We start from the raw sequence: 19,316 nt of genomic DNA on the forward strand, positions 1-19,316 counted from the left end.
CCCATGTGGGGTACGGCGTGCCCGGTTCGTTACGCCAGCCGCGTTCCTCAGGCCACCCTCGCCCTGCCACGGGAGCCGTGCCGGGCGGAGCCGATCAGGCCGCGCAGGGTGGCCAGCCAGCCGGCCGCCACGATCACGGCGGCCACCACCAGCCCCAGAGTGCCGTTCAGCGGCATCACGATGCCCACCGCCCCGCCGAACACCCAGGCCATCTGGAGCAGCGTCTCCGACCGGGCGAAGGCCGAGGTGCGCACCGCCTCCGGCACGTCCCGCTGGATCAGCGCGTCCAGGCACAGCTTGGCCAGCGCCTGGGCGAATCCGGCCACCGCGGCGAGGACGGCGACCAGGAAGGCGCCGAAGAACAGGGCCGCTACGACCGCCGTCCCCAGCACCACGGCGACCACCGTCACGATGATGATCTCCGGTGCCCGGGAGCGCAGCCAGGCCCCCACCGCCGTACCGAGCGCGTTGCCCGCGCCCGCCGCGACGCCCACTATCCCCAGCGACACCGCCGCGCTCTCGCCGGTCAGCGGGTGCTCGCGGAGCAGGAACGCCAGGAAGAAGATCAGGAAGCCGGAGAGGCAGCGCAGGGCCGCGTTCGCGCCGAGCGCGTGCGTGACGGCCGGCCCCACCGTCCGCAGTCCCGGCCGCTTCGCCTCCTTGCGGAGCGGGCCGTGCAGATGCTCCTCGTCGGCGGCGAGCAGCGCCACGTCCTCGCCCTTGGCCGAGTCGACCTTCGCGGGGAGCGTGAAGGAGAGAAACGTCCCGGCAACGAAGATCACGAAGGCGCCGTACAGCGGCCAGGGGTCGCCGACGGCATGCAGCCCGGCCCCGATCGGGGCGGCCACGCCGGTGGCGAGCAGCCCGGCGAGGGTGACCCGTGAATTGGCCTTCACGAGGGAGAACCGAGGCGGCAGCAGCCGGGGCACGACGGCACTGCGCACCACGCCGTACGCCTTCGAGGCGACCAGCACCCCGAGCGCGGCCGGATACAGCTCCAGACTGCCGCCGGCCACCGCCCCCGAGATGATCAGCGCGAGCAGCGCCCGGGCGAGCATCGCGCCGGCCATCGCGGCGCGGCGGCCGTGCGGGAGGCGGTCGAGGAGAGGGCCGATGACCGGCGCGAGAACGGTGAAGGGCGCCATGGTGATGGCGAGATAGAGCGCGACCCGCCCCCGGGCCTCGTCGGTGGGCACGGAGAAGAACACGGTGGAGGCGAGGGCGACGGTGATCATGACATCGCCCGCGCCGTTGACCGCGTGCAGCTCGATCAGCTTGCCGAGACCGGACTCACCGGCGCCGTGCGCGTGCGTGGCCTTGCGGATACCCCGGGCGGTACCGGTCACCGGGAGGTGCAGGGCACGCCCGACGGAGCGGACGGCACCGCGCACGCGGCCCGCGCCGCTACCGACCCCGACGGTGTGTTGGGGGGATTTCGCGGTTGCCACGTCGTTCATAGTGCCCTGAGACGACAGTTCCTAGTGCACTTTGTGACCAAGCGAGTCGGAGAGGGCGCGCGGTACGGCTGCCCGCGGTTACGGCGCCCCGAAGGGGCGCGGGGCTGCGCGCCCAGCCCCCGCCCGCCCGCACCCGCCGTCGGACCTGACCCGGCACCCCCCACCGCCTTCGGCCCTCCGCCGCCGCGCAGGCATCGCGGCGGACTGTCCCCCACTACCGGCGACGGGGTAGCGTGCGTATCTCAGCCATAAAGCACAATGGATGGCAGAGGTGCGCCCGAGAGCGATCGGACGCGGACGTCGATGCGGCCCACAGGTCCGCTCCGTCCGCCCCACCGCCGGAGGCAGCCGCACTCGTGAGACGGCGTAGGAGAGAAGCGATACCTGTGAGCGCAGCGACAACGCGAAGCCGCACCCCCGACCGTCTGTGCGCCGAGGCGGTCGACCTCGCCCGGACCGCCGCCGAGGAGGCCGCCGCACCCGGAGTGGTGGGCGAGCACGCCGGAGCGGTGGCGGAGGGCGACCGCGTCGTCACGCACTACTTCGAGTGCAAGGAACTCGGGTACCGCGGCTGGCGCTGGGCGGTGACGGTGGCCCGCGCCTCCCGCGCCAAGCTCGTCACGCTGGACGAGGTCGTCCTCCTCCCCGGCTCCGACGCCCTCCTCGCCCCCGAGTGGGTGCCCTGGAGCGAGCGGCTGCGCCCCGGCGACATGGGCCCCGGCGACCTGCTCCCCACCGAGGCCGAGGACCTCCGCCTGGAGCCCGGCTACACCGGCGAGGACGGACCGGAGCCGAACTCCCCGGTCTCGGCGGAGATGGAGGAGCTGGCGGAGGCGGAGGACGCCGAGGTCACCGCGGGCACGCCCGCGCACCTGCCCACGGTCCCTTCCCGGGGCACGATCGCGTCGGTCGCCGAGGAACTGGGCATGCGCCGCGCCCGCGTGCTGTCCCGCTACGGCCTGCACATCGCCGCCGACCGCTGGGAGGAGTCGTTCGGCGCGAAGACCCCGATGGCCCAGGCGGCCCCCGCGACCTGCGTCAGCTGCGGCTTCCTCACCCCCATCGGCGGCTCCCTGGGCCAGGCCTTCGGCGTCTGCGCCAACGAGTTCTCCCCGGCCGACGGCCGGGTCGTCTCCTTCTCCTACGGCTGCGGCGGCCACTCGGAGGCCGCGGTCATGCCGAAACCTCCGGTGGTGGCACCCCCGGTGATCGACGAGACCCGCGTGGACCCCTTCCCGCTCCGCCCCGCCGCCGACTCCGGCTCGGTGCCGGCGACGCAGGACGAGACGTCGGCGGAGCTGGGCCACTCGTAGTCCCGCTCCCTGCCGGAGTGACGGCCGGTCAGCCCCGGCAGCAGGGCGCCACGGCGCGGCCGGCCACCGCCGGTGCCGGGCCGGGGCACGGGCTTCCGCTTCTTGGCTGAGCGGGGCGGGTAGGCGGACGGGTGGGCTCTCGGCGCGCGGTACCTTCGTCCTCACGCCGATGAGGAGAGTGAACGTGAGCAAGTTCGTGCGGCCCGCCGCCGAGGGCGCCGACCCCTTCGGCACCGCCCGCCTGCGCCGCGGTGTCCTCGACGCCTGGGCCACCAGCCCCGCCCGGTTCCGTGAGGACGCCAACGCCGAGGAGGACCTGGTCCTCGGCGGCTACCGGGACCGGCTCGTCGTGGAGCTCGCCCAGAACGCCGCCGACGCGGCCGCCCGCGCCGGGGTCCCCGGCCGGTTCCGGCTCACCCTCCGCGACGGCGTCCTGTTCGCCGCCAACACCGGTGCGCCGCTGGACGCGGCCGGCGTCGAGTCCCTCTCCACCCTGCGTGCCTCCGCGAAGCGGGAGGAGACCGAGAGCGCCGTCGGGCGGTTCGGGGTCGGCTTCGCCGCCGTGCTGGCGGTGACGGACGAGCCCGCGGTGGTCGGCCGGCACGGCGGCGTGCGGTGGTCGCTCGCCGAGGCGCGGCAGCTGGCCGAGGAGACCGCCCGGCAGAGCACCGGGCTCGGGGACGAAATCCGTCGCCGGGACGGCCATGTGCCGCTGCTCCGGCTCCCGTTCGCCGCCGAGGGCACCGCCCCGGACCCGTACGACACGGTCGTGATCCTGCCGCTGAGGGACATCGCTGCCACCGATCTCGCCGAACGCCTCCTCGCCGCCGTCGACGACGCGCTGCTGCTCGCCCTGCCGGGGCTGGAAGAGGTCGTGATCGAGAGCGGCGACACCGTACGCACCCTGCGCCGCGGCACCGACGGCCCGCTCACCGTCGTGGACGACTCCCAGGAGGGCACGACCCGCTGGCGTACCGTCTCCGCGCACGGCCCGCTCACCCCGGAGCTGCTGGCCGGCCGGCCGGTGGAGGAGCGGCTGCGGCCGCACTGGTCGCTGACCTGGGCCGTGCCCACGGACGGCGAGGGCGCCCCCGACCGACCGCGCACCGCCGCCGTGCTGCACGCCCCCACCCCCAGCGACGAGCCGCTCGGCGTCCCCGCCCTGCTCATCGCGTCCTTCCCCCTCGACACCACCCGCCGGCACGCCGCCCCCGGCCCGCTCACCGACTTCCTGGTGCAGCGCGCGGCCGACGCGTACGCCGAACTCCTCGCCGGCTGGCGGCCGGTGGGGGAGGGGATCATCCATCTGGTGCCCGGCCCGCTCGGCAAGGGCGAGCTGGACGGCGCGCTGCGCCAGGCGATCCTGGAGCGGCTGCCGCGCACCGCGTTCCTGCCGCCCGCCGTCGAGGCCGGCGACGACAGCGAGCTCCCCGAGGCGCTGCGGCCGCGGGACGCCGAGATCGTGGAGGGGGCGGGCGCGGACACGGTCCGGGTGCTCGCCGAGGTGCTCCCCACACTGCTGCCCGCCGGTCTCGAACGCCGGGTGGAACTGCGGACGTTGTCCGTCAGCCGCCTCCCGCTCGCCGACGCCGTCGACCGCTTGGCCGGCCTCGAGAAGGACCCGGACTGGTGGTGGCGGCTCTACGACAGCCTCGCGGGCGTCGACCCGGAGCGGCTGTCCGGGCTGCCCGTGCCGCTCGCCGACGGGCGGACCGCCATCGGCCCGCGCCAGATCCTGCTCCCCACCCCGGACGCGGTCATCCACCCCGAGGTCCTGGCCCGGCTCGGCCTCAAGGTCGCCCACCAGGACGCCGCCCACCCCCTCCTGGAGAAGCTCGGCGCGCTGCCCGCGACCCCGCGCGCGGTCCTCACCACCCCGCAGGTACGGGCCGCCGTGGCCGCCTCCCTGGACGACGAGGGAGGCCTGAACTGGGAGGAGGACACCCCCGACGCGGAGGAGCTGGCGGACACCGTCCTCGCCCTGGTCCGGGACGCCGGCCTGGAACCCGGCGACGAGCCCTGGCTGGGCGCCCTCGCCCTGCCCGACGAGGACGGTGAACTGGCCCCCGCCGGTGAACTCGTCCTTCCCGGCAGCCCGTTCGCCCGGGTGATCAGGGAGGGTGAACTCGCCGCCGTGGACGCCGAACTGGCGCAGAAGTGGGGCGAACAGCCGCTGGCCGCCTGCGGGGTGCTGGCGAACTTCGCCCTCGTCCGCGCCACCGACGTCGTCCTGGACCCGGACGAACTGGAGCCCCGCGAAGGCGACTTCGCCGAACCCGACGACGCCGGTCTGCTTGACGCCGTGGACGTCTGGTGCGAGGACATCCTGGACCGCTTCCCGGACACCCCTGTGCCCCCGGTCGCCACCGAGCTGGTCGCCGTCCGCGACCTCGACCTCGTCGACGAGGACCACTGGCCCGAGGCCCTCGCGCTGCTCGCCCGGCCGCCGCTGCGCGACGCCCTCACCCAGCCGGTGCGCATCCTGCTGCCGGACGGCACCCACGAGGTCGTACGGCCGTACACGGCCTGGTGGCTGCGTGGCCACCCGGTGCTCGACGGCCGCCGCCCCGCCGGTCTGCTGGCCTCCGGCGGCGACCTGCTGCTGCGCGGCCTCTACGAGGAGGCCGACGCGACCGGCTTCGAGGACGAGCAGGTGCTCCGGGCGCTGGGGGTGCGGACCTCGGTCGCCGCCCTCCTCGACGAACCGGGTGGCGCCGCCGAACTCCTGGATCGCCTCGCCGACCCGGACCGCTCGGTCACCGGGGCCCAACTGCACGCCCTGTACGGCGCGTTGGCGGACCTGGACCCCGAGCGGGTGACCCTCCCCGACGAGCTGCGGGCGGTGGTCGACGGCCGGGTGGAGGTGGTGGACGCGGCGGACGCGGTGGTCGTCGACTCGCCGGACCTGCTGCCGTTCACGACCGGCGTCCCGCTGCTCCCGGTACGGCCCGCCCGCGCCGCCGAACTCGCCGAACTGTTCCAGGTGCGGCGGCTGAGCCAGTCGGTGACGGGGGCGGTCGACTCGGAGGGGACCGAACACGACGTCCCCGAGCCGGTCCACGTCCTGCTCGGCCCGCGCACCCCGGGGACCTACGTCGAACACGAGGAGCTGGTGGTCGACGGCGTCGAGATCGACTGGCGGCTCACCGGGGACGGCGTCCTGCACGCGGCCACCCTGGAGGGCGTCGCCGCCGGTCTCGCCTGGGCGGCCGGCCAGTGGCCGCGCCGCTTCGAGGTGGCCGCGCTGCTGGAGGACCCGTCCCGCACGGAGGAACTGGCCCGGGACCGCTGGTTCGACTGAGGGTCGAAAAGGCGAGGGCCCGGGACCCCGGCAGGGGCCCCGGGCCAGGTCAGGCCGGTCAGACCGAACCAGACTGGATTGGCCCGATCAGGCCGAATCGGGCCGATCAGGCCGAATCGGGCCGGTCGGACCGGTCAGGCCTCCACTTCCAGGAAGTACTCGAAGCGGTCCAGGTCGAGGGCCATGCCGGTCAGCCGGTGGAAACCGTCCGCGTGCTCCGGCCCCAGCGGATACACGTCGGTGAGCCGGTCCGCGGGCATCGCCAGCAGCCCCGCGAACGCGTCCGCGCCCACGGACGAGACATCGGTGACCGACTCGGGGGTGTCCTCGTCCTTGGCGTAGCGGGCGACGAGGTATTTCATGGGGTCACCTTCCGGGTTCCGTCCGCGGGCTTGGTCTGGGCACCAGTATCGGGGTCGAACTCCCCGAGGTGCTTGCCCCGCTTGTTGTACTTCTCGACCGTCCCGTGCTGGGAGTCCCACTCGTAGATCTCCCCGGTGCCCGGGTCCTTCCACCGCTTGCGCAGGCCCCCGCCGCCCTGCACGGGCGTCTTCGGCTTGGCACGGGCGGCCTTGGGGAAGCCCGGCAGGCTGCTCGGCGCCGGCTTCGGGCCCGGCTGGACGACCTTGTTGACGTTGCTCTTGCTCTGCGCCTCGCGCAGCGCCTGGCCCAGGCCGTCGTTGAACCGGCCCACGCCGTCGGCGGTGGTGAAGCCCCCCGAGACGACCAGCGTCGTACTCGCGGCGATGGCCGGGGCACCCGCGAGACAGCCGATGCCGGTGATGCACAGCGCACCGCCGCCGATGTCCCCGGTGCCGCCGACGCCCATCATCACGACGCCCGCGCCGGTCTCGGCCAGACCCGCCCAGACGTCCTCGTTGGTGAGGATCGCCTCGCCGTAGGTGAGGACGGTGTCCGCCGTGTCCTCCAGCCAGTCCGGGACCCAGTCGCTGCCGGAGTCCTCGTCCGGCGCGTCCTGGGTCTGCGCCTTGCGCCAGGCCTCCTCCGTCCTGCGGTACTCGGCCTCCTCCTGCTTCTGCTTGGTGACCGCGGTCCGGAAGGCGTCCTCGAACGCCTTGCCGGCGGCCACCGAGTCCTTGCCCGCGGCCGTCGCCGACGCGCGGGCGTCCTGGGCCGCGCTCCACGCCTCGTCGGCCGAGCCCTGGGCCCAGTTCGCCGACGCCTGCGCCTGGGTGGCCGACTCGACGGCCCGGGCCGCCGCCGCGTGGGCGTCGTTCTCCGCGGCCCGCGCGGTCCTGGCCGAGGCCGCCGCGTTCGCCGCCGACGTCTCCGCGTCCTTGGCGGACTCGAGGGCGTCGTCGGCGTACCCCTTGGCGGCCTTCGCCGAGGCGTCGGCCTGCTTGGCGTACTCCTTGGCCTCGGCCGCGGCCTTGCGCGCCGTGGCGGCGACCTTGCCGGCCTCGGCGGCGTTCTTCTGGGCGGTGGCGGCCACCGACGCGGCCTCGGAGATCAACTGCTGGACCAGGGCGACATGGCCGGCCGCGAGCTGGTCCTTGCGCTGCGCCTGGTACTGGCCGTGCTGGATGAACGCGTGCAGCAGCGGCGCGGGCCCCTCCAGCGCGATCCTGGCCGCCGCCTTGACCTCGGGGCCGCCGCTGTCGACGAGCTGTGCCGCGCGGACCCGCTCGTCCTCGGTGCGGGCCTGGTACTGGCCGTCGGTGACGAAGGTGCGGTAGCGGTCCACGGAACCGGAGTTCAGCGCCGCGCGGCCCGCCTCCTGGACGCCGGGACCCCCGGTGGAGACGACCCGCGCGATGTAGACGCGCAGGTCGTCGGCCATCGCCTGGTACTGGCCGTCCTTCAGGAAGGTGCTGATCCGGGCCGTGTCGCCGGCCAGGGCCTGCTCGGCTCCGCCGCGCACGCCGGACGACGGCGAATCCAGGGCCAGCGTCTCCACCCTGGCCCGTTCGTCCGCCTGGGCCGCCTCGACCCGGGCGGTACGGACGTACGACACCACCTCGGCGGCGTCACCGGAGAGCGCGTCCCCCGCCGCCGAACGGCTCCAGGGCCCACGGGACTTCAAGGTGCGCAACGCCAGGTCACGACCGTCGTCGGCGATCTTCTGGAGGTCGGCGCCGGGTGCGGAGGCAGCCGTGCTCAGCTGCCGGGCGTCGGCTTCGAGGGCCGTGGAGGCCTGTGCCGCGCGGTTCTGCGCCGCCTGCCGCTGCTCCTCCTGTGCCTTGAGCTCCCGGGCCCGCGCGACGGCCTCGTTCGTCCGGGCGGTCAGCTCCTCGGCCTCGATTTGACGGGCCAGGGTGAACACCGACTTGGCCTTGGCCACGGCCGCGCTCGCGACGTCCGCCGCCTCCTTGGCCGACTTGGCGTGGGCGGTCGCCTGGGCCGCCGCGTTGGCGGCGTCCGTGGCGTGGTCGGCGGCCGCGTCGGCCGCCTTGGCCGCGTTCTCGGCGTGCGTGGCCGCGGAGTTGGCCGCGTCCCGTGCCTCGTTGGCGGCGGTCGCCGCCTTGCGGGCCAGGCTCTCCGCGGCGTTCGCGGCGCGGGTGGCCTCCGCGGCCTGGGCGCGTGCCGCCGAAGCCGCCGCGTCGGCCTCCGCGGAGTGCACGCCTGCCTGGTCCGCGTAGGCGCTGGCGTCGCTCGCGGCACTCGCGGCCGCGTCGGCGTTGCCGCCCGCGCTCGCCGCCGCCTTCGCCGCGTCCCCGGCCGCGGTCGCGGCGACCCCGGCCTGGTTGGCCGCGTCCGCCGCGAGCCGGGCACCCTTGGCCGCGGTACGGGCGTCGTCGGCGGCCTTGCGGGCGGTGCTCGCCTTGGTGGCGTCCGTGGCGGCGTCGGCCGCCGCCCCGCGGGCCCGGCTCGCGGCCTGGGCGGCACCGGTCGCGGCTGCCGCGGCCTGGGTGGCCGCGTTGGCCGCCGTGCGGGCCGAGTTGTTGGCGGCCCGGGCCGCGTCGATGGCCTGCTGGGCCGCCTTGGCGGCCTGGCCCGCGGCCGTGGCCGCGCGGGAGGCGGCGGACGCGGCACGCACCGAGTCCTTGCGGGCCGCCTCCGTCTCCTTCGCCGCCTTCTGCGCGGCCTCCTTGGCCAGCGCCGAGGCCGCGACGGCCCGCGCCGAGGCGTCCTTGGCCGCCTCCGTCTCCGCCTTCGCCTGGCGTCCCGCCTCCTTCGCCTGGGCGGCGAGCTGGGCGACCGTGGCGCGTTCCTGGTCCCGTGACCGGGCGACGTACTGGCCGACCTGGAGGAACTCGCGGATGTCGGCCGCGGTGCCGTCCAGCGCGACCCGGCCCGCGGCCCGGACGTTGGGTCCGCCCGTGCTCACGATCTGCACGAGCTGGACCCGCTCGTCCTGCTCGCGCTCCGTGAACTGGCCCTCGTCGAGGAAGGCGGTCATGTCGGCGGTGGTGCCGTTGAGCGCGGCCCGGCCGGCGTCCTGCACGCCGGGCCCGCCCGCGTCGACGATCTGCGCGATGCGGACCCGCTGGTCCTGCTCCAGCGGTGCCTTCCAGCCGTCCTTCAGGAAGGCCGTCAGGTCGTCCTGCGACCCGGCCAGCGCCTTGCGGGCGGCCTCCTGCAGCCCCCGTCCGCCGATGCTCGCGACCTGCGCGGTCTGGACGCGGTCGTCCTGGTAGGCGGCCTCGGACGCGACGTCGTCGAGGAAGTGCCGTACGTCGGTGTCCGCACCGGTGAGGGCGACCTCCGCGGCGGCCCGCAGTCCGGGCCCGCCCGCCTGCCACAGCTCCAGGACCCGGCCGCGGTCGGTGTACGCCCCGCTCGCCGGGTCGGAGTCGCCGGCGGGAGAGCCGGCGGCCTGGGCGGCCGGGGCGGGGCCGAGCAGTCCGGCGGCGATCGCCAGGGGCAGCAGGCCCAGTGCCGTTCTGCGTATCAGACGTGTGGCGTTTCCAGCGGTATCGAACTGGTCAGTTCTTCGATTCACTGAGTACCTGTCTCGGTAATCGGCGACGACCCCCGAAAAGCGAGTCGCCGAATGGTCGACGGGTAAGCATAGTCATCGTTTTCCCGAGGGGTACGTGAATAGGATGTCGGCGGTGCGACGAAAGCATCGGCCCGCTTATACCGGACAATGGGGATCTTCTGGAGTGGCGTGTCGTGGTGGCGGGCCGGGTGTGGAGCCGAGGTTGACGAAACGGCGAGCCTTTGCTTACTCTGTGCCTCGACTTTACGTTCGAGGTAATCGGGCCCGACCAGCCTGCGATGCCGCGGACCTGTATTCACACGGGGATGAAGGGGGGACCGGTTGCGCCTGCGCGCAACCGGCTGATCTGGGCATCTGGCGGCCGTGAACGGCTGCTGCCCACGCATGTCTGTATTTTCTCATCGCATCCTGGCGGGGGTCTCTCGATGCGAGGATCCACGCCGGAAGGGAATCTTCGGTGCCTTTCCGTGCCCGAAATCTCGTCGTTTCCGGAATAGCGGTCGCGTGTGCCACGCTCGCCGGAATTTCCGTGGCATCGGCCGACGACCCACCGCAATCCCCGTCGGATTCGACCCCGCCCGTGGCGGTCGAGGACTACGGTTATCCCGGTGCCGACCACGTGCTCGCCGAAAAGGGAATCCGGCTGAAGAAGGGTGACGGGCACATTCTGCTGGCGGACTGCGACCAGGGCGCCCAGCAGATCCGGGTGCTGACCCGCAAGGACGACTCCGTGGGCCGGGCCGGCACCTACTGTTTCCAGGCCACCGCGAAGACCGGCCGCCTCACGCTGGAACTCCCGCAGGTCTTCATGGTGGAGGCGGGCGCCGACCACCCGGTCCGCGCCGACCTGACCAGCAACGGCCAGACCACCTCGGTCAGCGTCCCCAAGGGCGGCTTCCAGTCCGTCGGCGAGGGCACCGGCGGCGCACCGTCGGTCCTCGTCGAACTGCTGGTGACCGGCTGAGCACCACCGACGCACCGACCTCCGCGGTGCGCTGAGCGCCGCCTTCCGCGGGGTTCCGGCCTGCGCCGAGAGCGCCGAGACCGGGGGCTCCGAGTCCTGTAGGCCCGGAGTTCCCTGGCTTCCGAGTCCTGTTGGCCCGGAGCTCCGTGGGTTTTCGTCGAACACCGGGCGCCGTGTTGCCCCGGGTGCCGTCTGTGCCGCAGGTGCCGAGGCCACTCCGCTACCCCTGCCCTTCCACATGCTTCTCCGCTTCCCCCGCGCCCTGCGCGCCCTGGGGAAGCCCGCCTTCCGATTCGAGGGAAACGTGAAAGACGTCCGTCCGCGCAGCGCGCGCATGGTGTGGGCCGCCGGTCTCGCGGCCGCCGGTCTGACGACCGGTCTGCTGACCGCGGCCCCGGCCCAGTCCGTCGTCGGTGACCAGGTCGCGGACGGCGCCGACCAGTACACGGTCAAGCTCCACATCGCCGGCGGCACCGACAACGAACGCGGCTGCTCCGGCACCCTGGTCGACCCGCAGTGGGTCCTCACCGCCGCAAGCTGCTTCGCCCCGGATCCCCGGCAGGCGGCCGTACTCACCCGGGGCGCGCCGCCCCTGCCCACCCTCGTGACCGCCGACGGCAACGCGCCGACGCCGACGGCCGAGCTGAAGCAGCGGGTGCGCGAGATCGTGCCGTACCCGGGCCGCGACCTGGTCATGGCGCGTCTGGAGGACCCGACCACCGCCACCGACCCGCTGGACGGACCGTTCCCCGACATCGCCTCCGCCGACGTCAGCGGCGCCACCCCGGCCCAGGGCGACCAGCTCACGGCGACCGGCTACGGCCGCACGAAGCTGGAGTGGGTTCCCGCGCGGGCCCACACCGGATCCTTCGGTGTGGACCTGGTCAACCCCACCAGCCTGGCGATCTCGCCCGCCGCGTCCGGCGGCGCCCTGTGCAAGGGTGACGCCGGCGGTCCGGTGCTCAACGCCGGCGGCAGGGTCGTCGGCGTGGTCAGTGCCGCCTGGGACGGCGGCTGCTTCAACTCGCGGGAGACCCGCACCGGGGCCGTCGCCACCCGGGTCGACGACATCGCCGACTGGGTACAGAAGGTGCTGCTGACGAACCGCCAGAAGTACGTCACCGACGTCATGACCGCGGCCGACTTCGACGGCGACGGCCGTACCGACATCGCCGCGCTGCTCACCAACGGCACGGCCCAGGTCTTCCAGGGCCGTGCCGACGGCACCCTGGAGTACGGCTCCTTCCTGAAGGTCGTCGGACGCGGCAACCAGAAGGAACTCGTCGCCGGGGACTTCGACACCACCCCCGGGCCCGAGCTGATCTCGGCCGACACCGAGGGCGACCTCACCCTGTTCAGCAAGCGCTCGTGGGTCCCGGACCTCTACAGCCGCAGCCAGCTGTGGACCGACGCCGGCTGGAAGAACGGCCTGCCCGTGGCTGCTTTGCGGACCGGGAAGGCGGGCCGCGACACCCTGCTCTTCCAGTGGTCCGACGGCTCCCTCTACAGCTACAAGCGGGACGCCGACGGCAACCTCGTGAACCAGAAGAAGTCGATGTGGCCCGACAAGACCTGGAAGAAGAAGCACATCGCCACCGCCGACTTCACCGGTGACGGGCGGGACGACATCGCCGCCGTCGCCTCCGACGGGGCGCTGCACCTCTACCCGGGCAAGGCCGACGGCACCTTCGACAAGGCCCGTTCGATGTGGTCCGACAAGAGCTGGAGCACCATGCGGGCCGTGGTCGGCGGCGACTTCGACGGGGACGGCAAGGCGGACCTGGCCGCGCTGTGGGCCAACGGCGACCTGAAGTGGTACGCGGGCGACGGCAAGGGCGGACTGGCGGCGGGCAGGACCATGTGGCCGACGGTCTGAGCGACCGCGGGAAGAACGTCTCACACGACTTCTGATTTATCGCACAACCTTTTCCCTCCCCTGCGGATCTGATCGGGCGAGTCAACAGACTCCCCGGTCACTTCCATGCAGGGGAACCTATGCGCATACGCGCCACCGTGGTCGCCGTCTCCGGCGTCCTGGCCCTCTCCGCCCTCGCCGTGCCGTCCGCACAGGCCGCCGGCGGTTCTTCCTACAGCCCCTCCGGCCTGGCGAAGCTCGCCCAGGCGCACCAGGGCACCGCCGGCCGGTCGGCGTACACCGCCTCGACCGCGGACGACGCGGGCGACCCCTACGCGCTGGACCTGTCCTTCTCCAACGTCCAGGTCAACAAGGGCAAGCCGATCGTCGCGGGCACCACCACCCACGGGACGTTCCCGGTCACCTACACGGTGACGCACGGCGCCGACGTCGACATCCACGCGGACGACTTCCTGATGGACGTCGAGATCTACCGCGGCGCCACCTTCGACGACCCGGCGAACGAGCTGTTCGGCGTGGACTGGCCGTCCTGCACGGACACCTCGACGACCACCGCCAGCTGCAAGGGCACCATCGACGTCTACGCGGACGAGGAACTCTCCAACGCCGACGCCACCACCTGGAAGGCGTTCGGCGTCGCGGTCGCCCTCAACGGGCAGGACCCGACCGGCGACGACTGGAGCAAGATCGGCGTCGCCGAGCAGGACAAGCTGGCCACCACCAAGCTCCAGCGCCTGTCGAAGCTGACGGTGAACGCCGCCCCGGAGCCGGTGACGAAGGGCAAGACCATCACGGTCACCGGCAAGCTGTCCCGCGCCAACTGGGACGACGGCAAGTACCACGGCTACGCCACCCAGTCCGTGCGGCTGCAGTTCCGCAAGAAGAACTCCAGCACCTACACGAACGTCAAGGGCATCAAGTCGTCCTCGACCGGCACGCTCAAGACGACCACCACGGCGACGGTGGACGGCTACTACCGCTTCTCCTTCGTGGGCACCTCCACGACCCCGGCGGTCAACGCGACGGGCGACTACGTCGACGTGAAGTAATCCCATGGGGACGTAATCCGGTCGCAAAGGAATCAAAATCTGACCGGATTACGTCTCGCACGTACAACCACTCCCGCCTCTCGTGGATCTGATCACCGAGTCAACAGACTCCCTAGATCACTTGGGCCCCGTGCCCACTGTTCTCCACTTGGGGAATCCATGCGCATTCGTGCCACTGTGGCCGCCGTCTCCGGCGCCCTGGCCCTCTCCGCCCTCGCAGTCCCGGCCGCACAGGCCGCCGGTGACTCGGGCACCCCGTACACGCTGAACGCCAGCTTCTCGGACCTGTCGATCGCCAAGGCGGTCAAGGTCGGCACCTCCGCCGAGGTCAGCGTCAAGTACACGTACACGCTGACGCACGGCGCCGACGTGGACATCACCGCGAAGGACTTCTACACGGACGCCTTCCTGTACAAGGGCTCCTACAGCGACACGGCCCCCGAGCTGTACGGCGACGCCGACTCGGCGACCTGCACCGCCACCTCCGCGACCACCGCCACCTGCTCGGGCTACGTCAACATCTACCCGGCCGACGGCGACCTGAAGAGCGTCTGGGCCGGCAGCTGGAGCGTCGCCGCCGAGGCCGTCGCCTTCAACGGCCAGAGCCCGACCAACCCCGACCTGAGCAAGGTCGGCTACAAGGACCAGAGCGGCCTCGCCACCACCCTGGTCCAGCGCAACTCGCAGCTGACGGCCAACGCGGGCCCCGAGCCGGTCGCGAAGGGCAAGACCCTCACGGTCACCGGCAAGCTCTCCCGCGCCAACTGGGATGACAACCTGTACCACGGCTACGCCGGCCAGCCGGTCAAGCTCCAGTTCCGCAAGGCGGGTACGAGCACCTACACCACCGTCAAGACGGTGAACACGGACTCGACCGGCAACCTGAAGACCACCACCACCGCCAACTACGACGGCTACTGGCGCTTCAGCTTCGCCGGCACCTCGACCACCCCGGCGGTCAGCGCCACGGGCGACTACGTCGACGTGAAGTAAACCCTGTCAGTGCGGCTCCGCCGCGAGGGCATCCAGCCCTCGCGGCGGAGCCGCACTGTTCTATTCGGGGAAGCGGCGCTCCACCCACTTCCACAGAACCTCCAGCACCGCCGACGCCACCACCGCCACGCCGACGGCAGTCCACGGCATCGCCACCCCCACCAGCTTCAGCGCGAAGAAGCTCTGCAGTGCCGGTACCGCGAGGACGAAGACGAAGGCCACGCCCATCGAGACCACCAGCGCCACCCGCCACCAGGTGTACGGGCGGGCGATGATCGCCAGGACCCACATAGAGATCAGGAACAGCGTCAGGGTCGCCGCACTGGTCTCCGCGTCCAGGGAGCCCGGACCCGTGTAGTAGTGGCGGGCGAGCAGATACGTCACGAAGGTCGCGACGCCGGCCAGCACCCCGCCCGGGATCGAGTAGCGCATCACACGGCGCACGAAGTGCGGTCTGGCGCGTTCCTTGTTGGGGGCGAGGGCCAGGAAGAAGGCCGGGATGCCGATGGTGAGGGTGGACAGCAGAGTCAGGTGCCGGGGCAGGAAGGGGTATTCGACCTGCCAGCACACCACGAGCACCGCGAGCAGGACCGAGTAGACCGTCTTGACCAGGAACAGGGTGGCGACCCGGGTGATGTTGCCGATCACCCGGCGTCCCTCGGCGACCACCGAGGGCAGCGTGGCGAAACTGTTGTTGAGCAGGACGATCTGCGCGACCGCCCGGGTGGCCTCGGAGCCCGAGCCCATCGAGACGCCGATGTCCGCGTCCTTCAGGGCGAGTACGTCGTTCACGCCGTCCCCGGTCATCGCGACCGTGTGCCCCCGGGACTGCAACGCCCCCACCATGTCCCGCTTCTGCTGCGGGGTGACCCGGCCGAAGACGGTGCCCCCGTCCAGGGCCTCGGCCATCTCACGGGGCTCCGCGGGCAGCCGGCGCGCGTCCACCGTCGTACCGCTCAGGCCGAGCTTCGCGGCCACCGCACCGACGGACACCGCGTTGTCGCCGGAGATCACCTTCGCCCGGACCTCCTGGTCGGCGAAGTAGCGGAGCGTGTCGGCGGCGTCGGGGCGCAGCCGCTGCTCCAGGACCACCAGCGCGGTGGGGCGGGCGCCCTCGGCCACCTTCGCGTGGTCGAGGTCCCGGGTGGCGCGGGCGAGCAGCAGCACCCGCAGCCCTTCCTCGTTGAGGCGTACGGTTTCGGCCAACGCCGGGTCGCCGTCGTCGAGCAGTACGTCCGGCGCCCCCAGCAGCCAGGTGCTCAGCTCCCCGTCGCCCTCGCTGAAGGTGGCCCCGCTGTACTTGCGGGCGGAGGAGAAGGGCAGCGACTCCACGCACCGCCAGTCCTCGCTGTCCGGGTAGGCGTCGATGATCGCCTGGAGGGAGGCGTTCGGACGGGGGTCCGACTCGCCGAGCGAGCCCAGCACCTTGCGTACGTACGGCTCGGCGGCCCCGTCCAGCGCCCGCAGCTCGGTGACGTCCATGCCGCCCTCGGTGAGCGTGCCGGTCTTGTCGAGGCAGACGGTGTCGACGCGGGCGAGGCCCTCGATCGCGGGGAGTTCCTGGACCAGGCACTGCTGGCGGCCCAGCCGGATCACGCCGATCGCGAAGGCGACGGAGGTGAGCAGGACGAGACCCTCGGGGACCATCGGGACGATGCCGCCGACCGTGCGGGCGACGGCGTCCTTGATGCCGTTGTTCTTGACGACCAGTTGGGTGGCGACCAGGCCGATGGCGGCCGGGACCATCATCCACGTCACGTACTTGAGGATGGTCGAGATACCGGAGCGCAGCTCGGAGTGGACCAGCGTGAAGCGGGAGGCCTCCTCGGCGAGCTGGGCCGCATAGGCCTCCCGGCCGACCTTCGTGGCCGCGAAGGCGCCACCACCGGCCACCACGAAACTCCCCGACATCACCTGGTCGCCGCGGCGTTTGACGACCGGGTCGGCCTCACCGGTGAGCAGCGACTCGTCGATCTCCAGGCCGTCGGCCTCGGCGCACACCCCGTCCACCACGATCTTGTCGCCGGGGCCGATCTCTATGAGGTCGTCGAGCACGATCTCGCTCGTGCCCACTTCCACCGCGGCCCCGTCGCGACGCACGGTCGGCCGCGCCTCGCCGATCACCGCGAGCGAGTCCAGGGTCTTCTTCGCCCGCCACTCCTGCACGATGCCGATGCCCGTGTTGGCAAGGATCACGAAGCCGAACAGGCTGTCCTGGATCGGCGCCACCACGAGCATGACCACCCACAGCACACCGATGATCGCGTTGAACCGGGTGAAGACGTTCGCGCGCACGATCTCGCCGAACGAGCGGCTGCTGCGCACCGGAACGTCGTTCACCTGGCCGCGCGCGATCCGCTCCGCGACCTCGGCGGCGGTCAGCCCGCTCGTCCGGGCCGGGGCCGGCAGCGGAACCGGATGCACAGGGTCGAGTTCCGCGCCCGCGTCGATGTGCGTCATACGTCCGACGGTACGTGCGGATTTGCGCGTTCACCTGCCGAGTGCCCGGAAGATCCGACCAGCGGAGGAGCGAAGTCGTGCCCTGGTTGTAGAGCGGCCCCGGGGGGTCTCCCCTACAGGGAGCGTGCGGCCTGCGCCCGCTTGATGGCGGCGTCCCGCTTCCGCACGTACCAGATGCCGATCAGCCCGAGGCCGCCGCCGGCCAGGCAGGTCCACACCCACCAGGTGTGGCCGTGGTCGGAGAACCAGCCGTAGAAGGGGAGCTGGGCCAGGAAGAGGACGAACCAGACGATCGTGCCGCCGATGATCGTCGGCACCACGGGCCCCTCCAGGGGTTCCGGTGCCTCGTGCTGGGGGGTCCACTTCGCCATGGTGCTCAGCTTACGCATTCCTGCGGTCTACGCGCGGAGATAGCGATCTGGTTCTCATACGTTCATACTGAAACCGTTTGTGTCTGACTACTTCTGATCGTAGGAACATCCAATGTCGACCCCGGCTTCCACGCAGGCCCCCGCCCCCGAACAGCCGGGTGCGACCCCCGCCTACGGCGCGCTCGATCGTTACTTCAAGATCTCCGAGCGGGGCAGCACCCTCGCCCGCGAGGTGCGCGGCGGCTTCGCCACGTTCTTCGCGATGGCGTACATCATCGTGCTGAACCCGATCATCCTCGGCAGCGCGAAGGACATGTACGGCCACCACCTCGACAACGGTCAGCTGGTCACGGCCACCGTGGTCACCGCGGCCTTCACCACGCTGCTCATGGGCGTCATCGGCAACGTCCCGATCGCGCTCGCCGCCGGCCTCGGTGTGAACTCCGTCGTCGCCCTCCAGCTGGCGCCCCGGATGTCCTGGCCGGACGCCATGGGCATGGTGGTGCTGGCCGGCTTCGTCGTGATGCTGCTGGTCGCCAGCGGTCTGCGCGAGCGCGTCATGAACGCGGTGCCCTACAGCCTGCGCAAGGCGATCTCGATCGGAATCGGCCTGTTCATCATGCTGATCGGTCTGGTGGACTCCGGCTTCGTCACCCGGATCCCGGACGTCGCCCAGACCACCGTCCCGCTCCAGCTCGGCGTCGACGGTCACCTCAACGGCTGGCCGGTCCTGGTCTTCGTGCTCGGCGTGCTGCTGACCCTCGGGCTGATCGTCCGCAAGGTCTCCGGCGCGATCCTGATCTCCATCGTCGCGATGACCGTGCTCGCGCTGATCATCAACTCAGTCGCCCACGTGACGACCTGGGGCCTGACCGTCCCGAAGTGGCCCGGCAACCCCGTCTCCACCCCGGACTTCGGCCTGCTGGGCAAGGTCAGCCTGTTCGGCGGCTTCGACAAGGTCGGCGTGCTGACCGGCGTCCTCTTCGTCTTCACCGTCCTGCTGTCCTGCTTCTTCGACGCCATGGGCACGATCATGGGCGTCAGCGACGAGGCCAAGCTGACCGACGCCCAGGGTTATATGCCGGGCATCAACAAGGTCCTCTTCATCGACGGTGTCGCGGTCGCCGCCGGCGGTGCCAGCTCCTCCTCGGCCACCACCTGCTTCGTGGAGTCGACGGCGGGCGTCGGCGAGGGTGCGCGCACCGGCTTCGCCAACGTCGTCACCGGCGCGCTGTTCGCCGTGGCGCTGTTCCTGACCCCGATCGCCACGATGGTCCCCTCGCAGGCGGCCACCCCCGCGCTGCTCGCGGTGGGCTTCCTGATCCTGGCTGGCTCGATCAAGGAGATCGACTGGGCCGACTACACCGTCGCGATCCCGGCCTTCGTGACCATGGTGATGATGCCGTTCACCTACTCGATCACGAACGGCATCGGCATGGGCTTCATCACCTTCGTGGTGCTGCGGCTGACCGCCGGCCGGGCCAAGGAGATCCCGGCCGCGATGTACGTGGTCGCGGCCGTGTTCGCCTTCTACTACCTGATGCCGGCCCTGGGTCTCACCTGATCCCGGTCCCGAGCCTGATCGCGGTCATCCCGAACCCGATCGCGATCCCGCACCCCATCCCGAT

General features: G+C 72.1%; 12 protein-coding genes. 7 read left to right on the top strand and 5 right to left on the bottom strand.

The annotated features are described in order from the left end of the window. Positions 1–47 precede the first annotated feature (47 nt). On the bottom strand, positions 48–1,448 hold the full coding sequence (locus ACZ4N4_RS34435; RefSeq protein ID WP_467596179.1) for an MFS transporter: 1,401 nt from the start codon (positions 1,446–1,448) through the stop codon (positions 48–50). A 395-nt stretch (positions 1,449–1,843) separates the two neighbouring features. Here ACZ4N4_RS34435 and ACZ4N4_RS34440 point away from each other — a divergent pair, with 395 nt between their 5' ends. Together ACZ4N4_RS34440 and ACZ4N4_RS34445 are read left to right on the top strand one after the other, a co-directional pair. Continuing rightward, entirely contained in the window at positions 1,844–2,770 is a 927-nt protein-coding gene (locus ACZ4N4_RS34440; RefSeq protein WP_453572676.1) for a DUF3027 domain-containing protein, read from the top strand. 184 nt (positions 2,771–2,954) lie between these two features. Further along, the gene (locus ACZ4N4_RS34445; RefSeq protein WP_467596182.1) at positions 2,955–6,071 is read left to right on the top strand and encodes a sacsin N-terminal ATP-binding-like domain-containing protein; all 3,117 of its coding nucleotides are present in this window, start codon (positions 2,955–2,957) and stop codon (positions 6,069–6,071) included. Between the two features lie 134 nt (positions 6,072–6,205). Here the strand turns inward: ACZ4N4_RS34445 and ACZ4N4_RS34450 are convergent, their stop codons facing one another. Both ACZ4N4_RS34450 and ACZ4N4_RS34455 read right to left on the bottom strand, forming a co-directional pair. Beyond that, positions 6,206–6,433, bottom strand: a complete 228-nt coding sequence (locus ACZ4N4_RS34450) for a DUF7683 domain-containing protein (protein WP_360485648.1) — start codon at positions 6,431–6,433, stop codon at positions 6,206–6,208. Next, positions 6,430–9,975 (bottom strand): colicin E3/pyocin S6 family cytotoxin, encoded by a 3,546-nt coding sequence (locus tag ACZ4N4_RS34455; protein ID WP_467596185.1) that lies wholly within the window; start codon positions 9,973–9,975, stop codon positions 6,430–6,432. Before ACZ4N4_RS34455 ends, ACZ4N4_RS34450 begins: the two co-directional genes overlap by 4 nt. 580 nt (positions 9,976–10,555) lie before the next feature. Here ACZ4N4_RS34455 and ACZ4N4_RS34460 point away from each other — a divergent pair. The 4 genes from ACZ4N4_RS34460 to ACZ4N4_RS34475 all read left to right on the top strand — a co-directional run bounded on the left by ACZ4N4_RS34460 (position 10,556) and on the right by ACZ4N4_RS34475 (position 14,857). Continuing rightward, on the top strand, positions 10,556–10,939 hold the full coding sequence (locus tag ACZ4N4_RS34460; protein WP_467596187.1) for a hypothetical protein: 384 nt from the start codon (positions 10,556–10,558) through the stop codon (positions 10,937–10,939). 304 nt (positions 10,940–11,243) lie between these two features. Beyond that, complete coding sequence (locus ACZ4N4_RS34465; protein WP_467596190.1) at positions 11,244–12,815, top strand: trypsin-like serine protease; 1,572 nt, start codon at positions 11,244–11,246, stop codon at positions 12,813–12,815. A gap of 119 nt (positions 12,816–12,934) precedes the next feature. Further along, entirely contained in the window at positions 12,935–13,864 is a 930-nt protein-coding gene (locus ACZ4N4_RS34470) for a hypothetical protein (protein ID WP_467596192.1), read from the top strand. Positions 13,865–14,023: 159 nt separating this feature from the next. Then, positions 14,024–14,857: a hypothetical protein gene (locus ACZ4N4_RS34475; protein ID WP_467596195.1), complete on the top strand. Its 834-nt coding sequence runs from the start codon at positions 14,024–14,026 to the stop codon at positions 14,855–14,857. 60 nt (positions 14,858–14,917) lie between these two features. Here ACZ4N4_RS34475 and ACZ4N4_RS34480 read toward each other — a convergent pair whose 3' ends face one another. Both ACZ4N4_RS34480 and ACZ4N4_RS34485 read right to left on the bottom strand, forming a co-directional pair. Further along, complete coding sequence (locus ACZ4N4_RS34480) at positions 14,918–17,317, bottom strand: HAD-IC family P-type ATPase (protein WP_467596197.1); 2,400 nt, start codon at positions 17,315–17,317, stop codon at positions 14,918–14,920. A gap of 113 nt (positions 17,318–17,430) precedes the next feature. Beyond that, positions 17,431–17,688 (bottom strand): DUF2530 domain-containing protein, encoded by a 258-nt coding sequence (locus ACZ4N4_RS34485; RefSeq protein ID WP_450762347.1) that lies wholly within the window; start codon positions 17,686–17,688, stop codon positions 17,431–17,433. A gap of 112 nt (positions 17,689–17,800) precedes the next feature. Between ACZ4N4_RS34485 and ACZ4N4_RS34490 the strand changes: the two genes are divergently transcribed. After that, the gene (locus ACZ4N4_RS34490; protein ID WP_453565559.1) at positions 17,801–19,252 is read left to right on the top strand and encodes an NCS2 family permease; all 1,452 of its coding nucleotides are present in this window, start codon (positions 17,801–17,803) and stop codon (positions 19,250–19,252) included. The last annotated feature ends 64 nt before the right edge of the window (positions 19,253–19,316 follow it).

This window comes from Streptomyces sp. NPDC026538 (assembly GCF_055567535.1).

Coding starts and splice junctions, on each gene's coding strand:
- ACZ4N4_RS34450 (WP_360485648.1), bottom strand. CDS start 6,433: ATGAAATACCTCGTCGCCCGCTACGCCAAGGACGAGGACACCCCCGAG.
- ACZ4N4_RS34470 (WP_467596192.1), top strand. CDS start 12,935: ATGCGCATACGCGCCACCGTGGTCGCCGTCTCCGGCGTCCTGGCCCTC.
- ACZ4N4_RS34475 (WP_467596195.1), top strand. CDS start 14,024: ATGCGCATTCGTGCCACTGTGGCCGCCGTCTCCGGCGCCCTGGCCCTC.
- ACZ4N4_RS34480 (WP_467596197.1), bottom strand. CDS start 17,317: ATGACGCACATCGACGCGGGCGCGGAACTCGACCCTGTGCATCCGGTT.
- ACZ4N4_RS34485 (WP_450762347.1), bottom strand. CDS start 17,688: ATGGCGAAGTGGACCCCCCAGCACGAGGCACCGGAACCCCTGGAGGGG.
- ACZ4N4_RS34490 (WP_453565559.1), top strand. CDS start 17,801: ATGTCGACCCCGGCTTCCACGCAGGCCCCCGCCCCCGAACAGCCGGGT.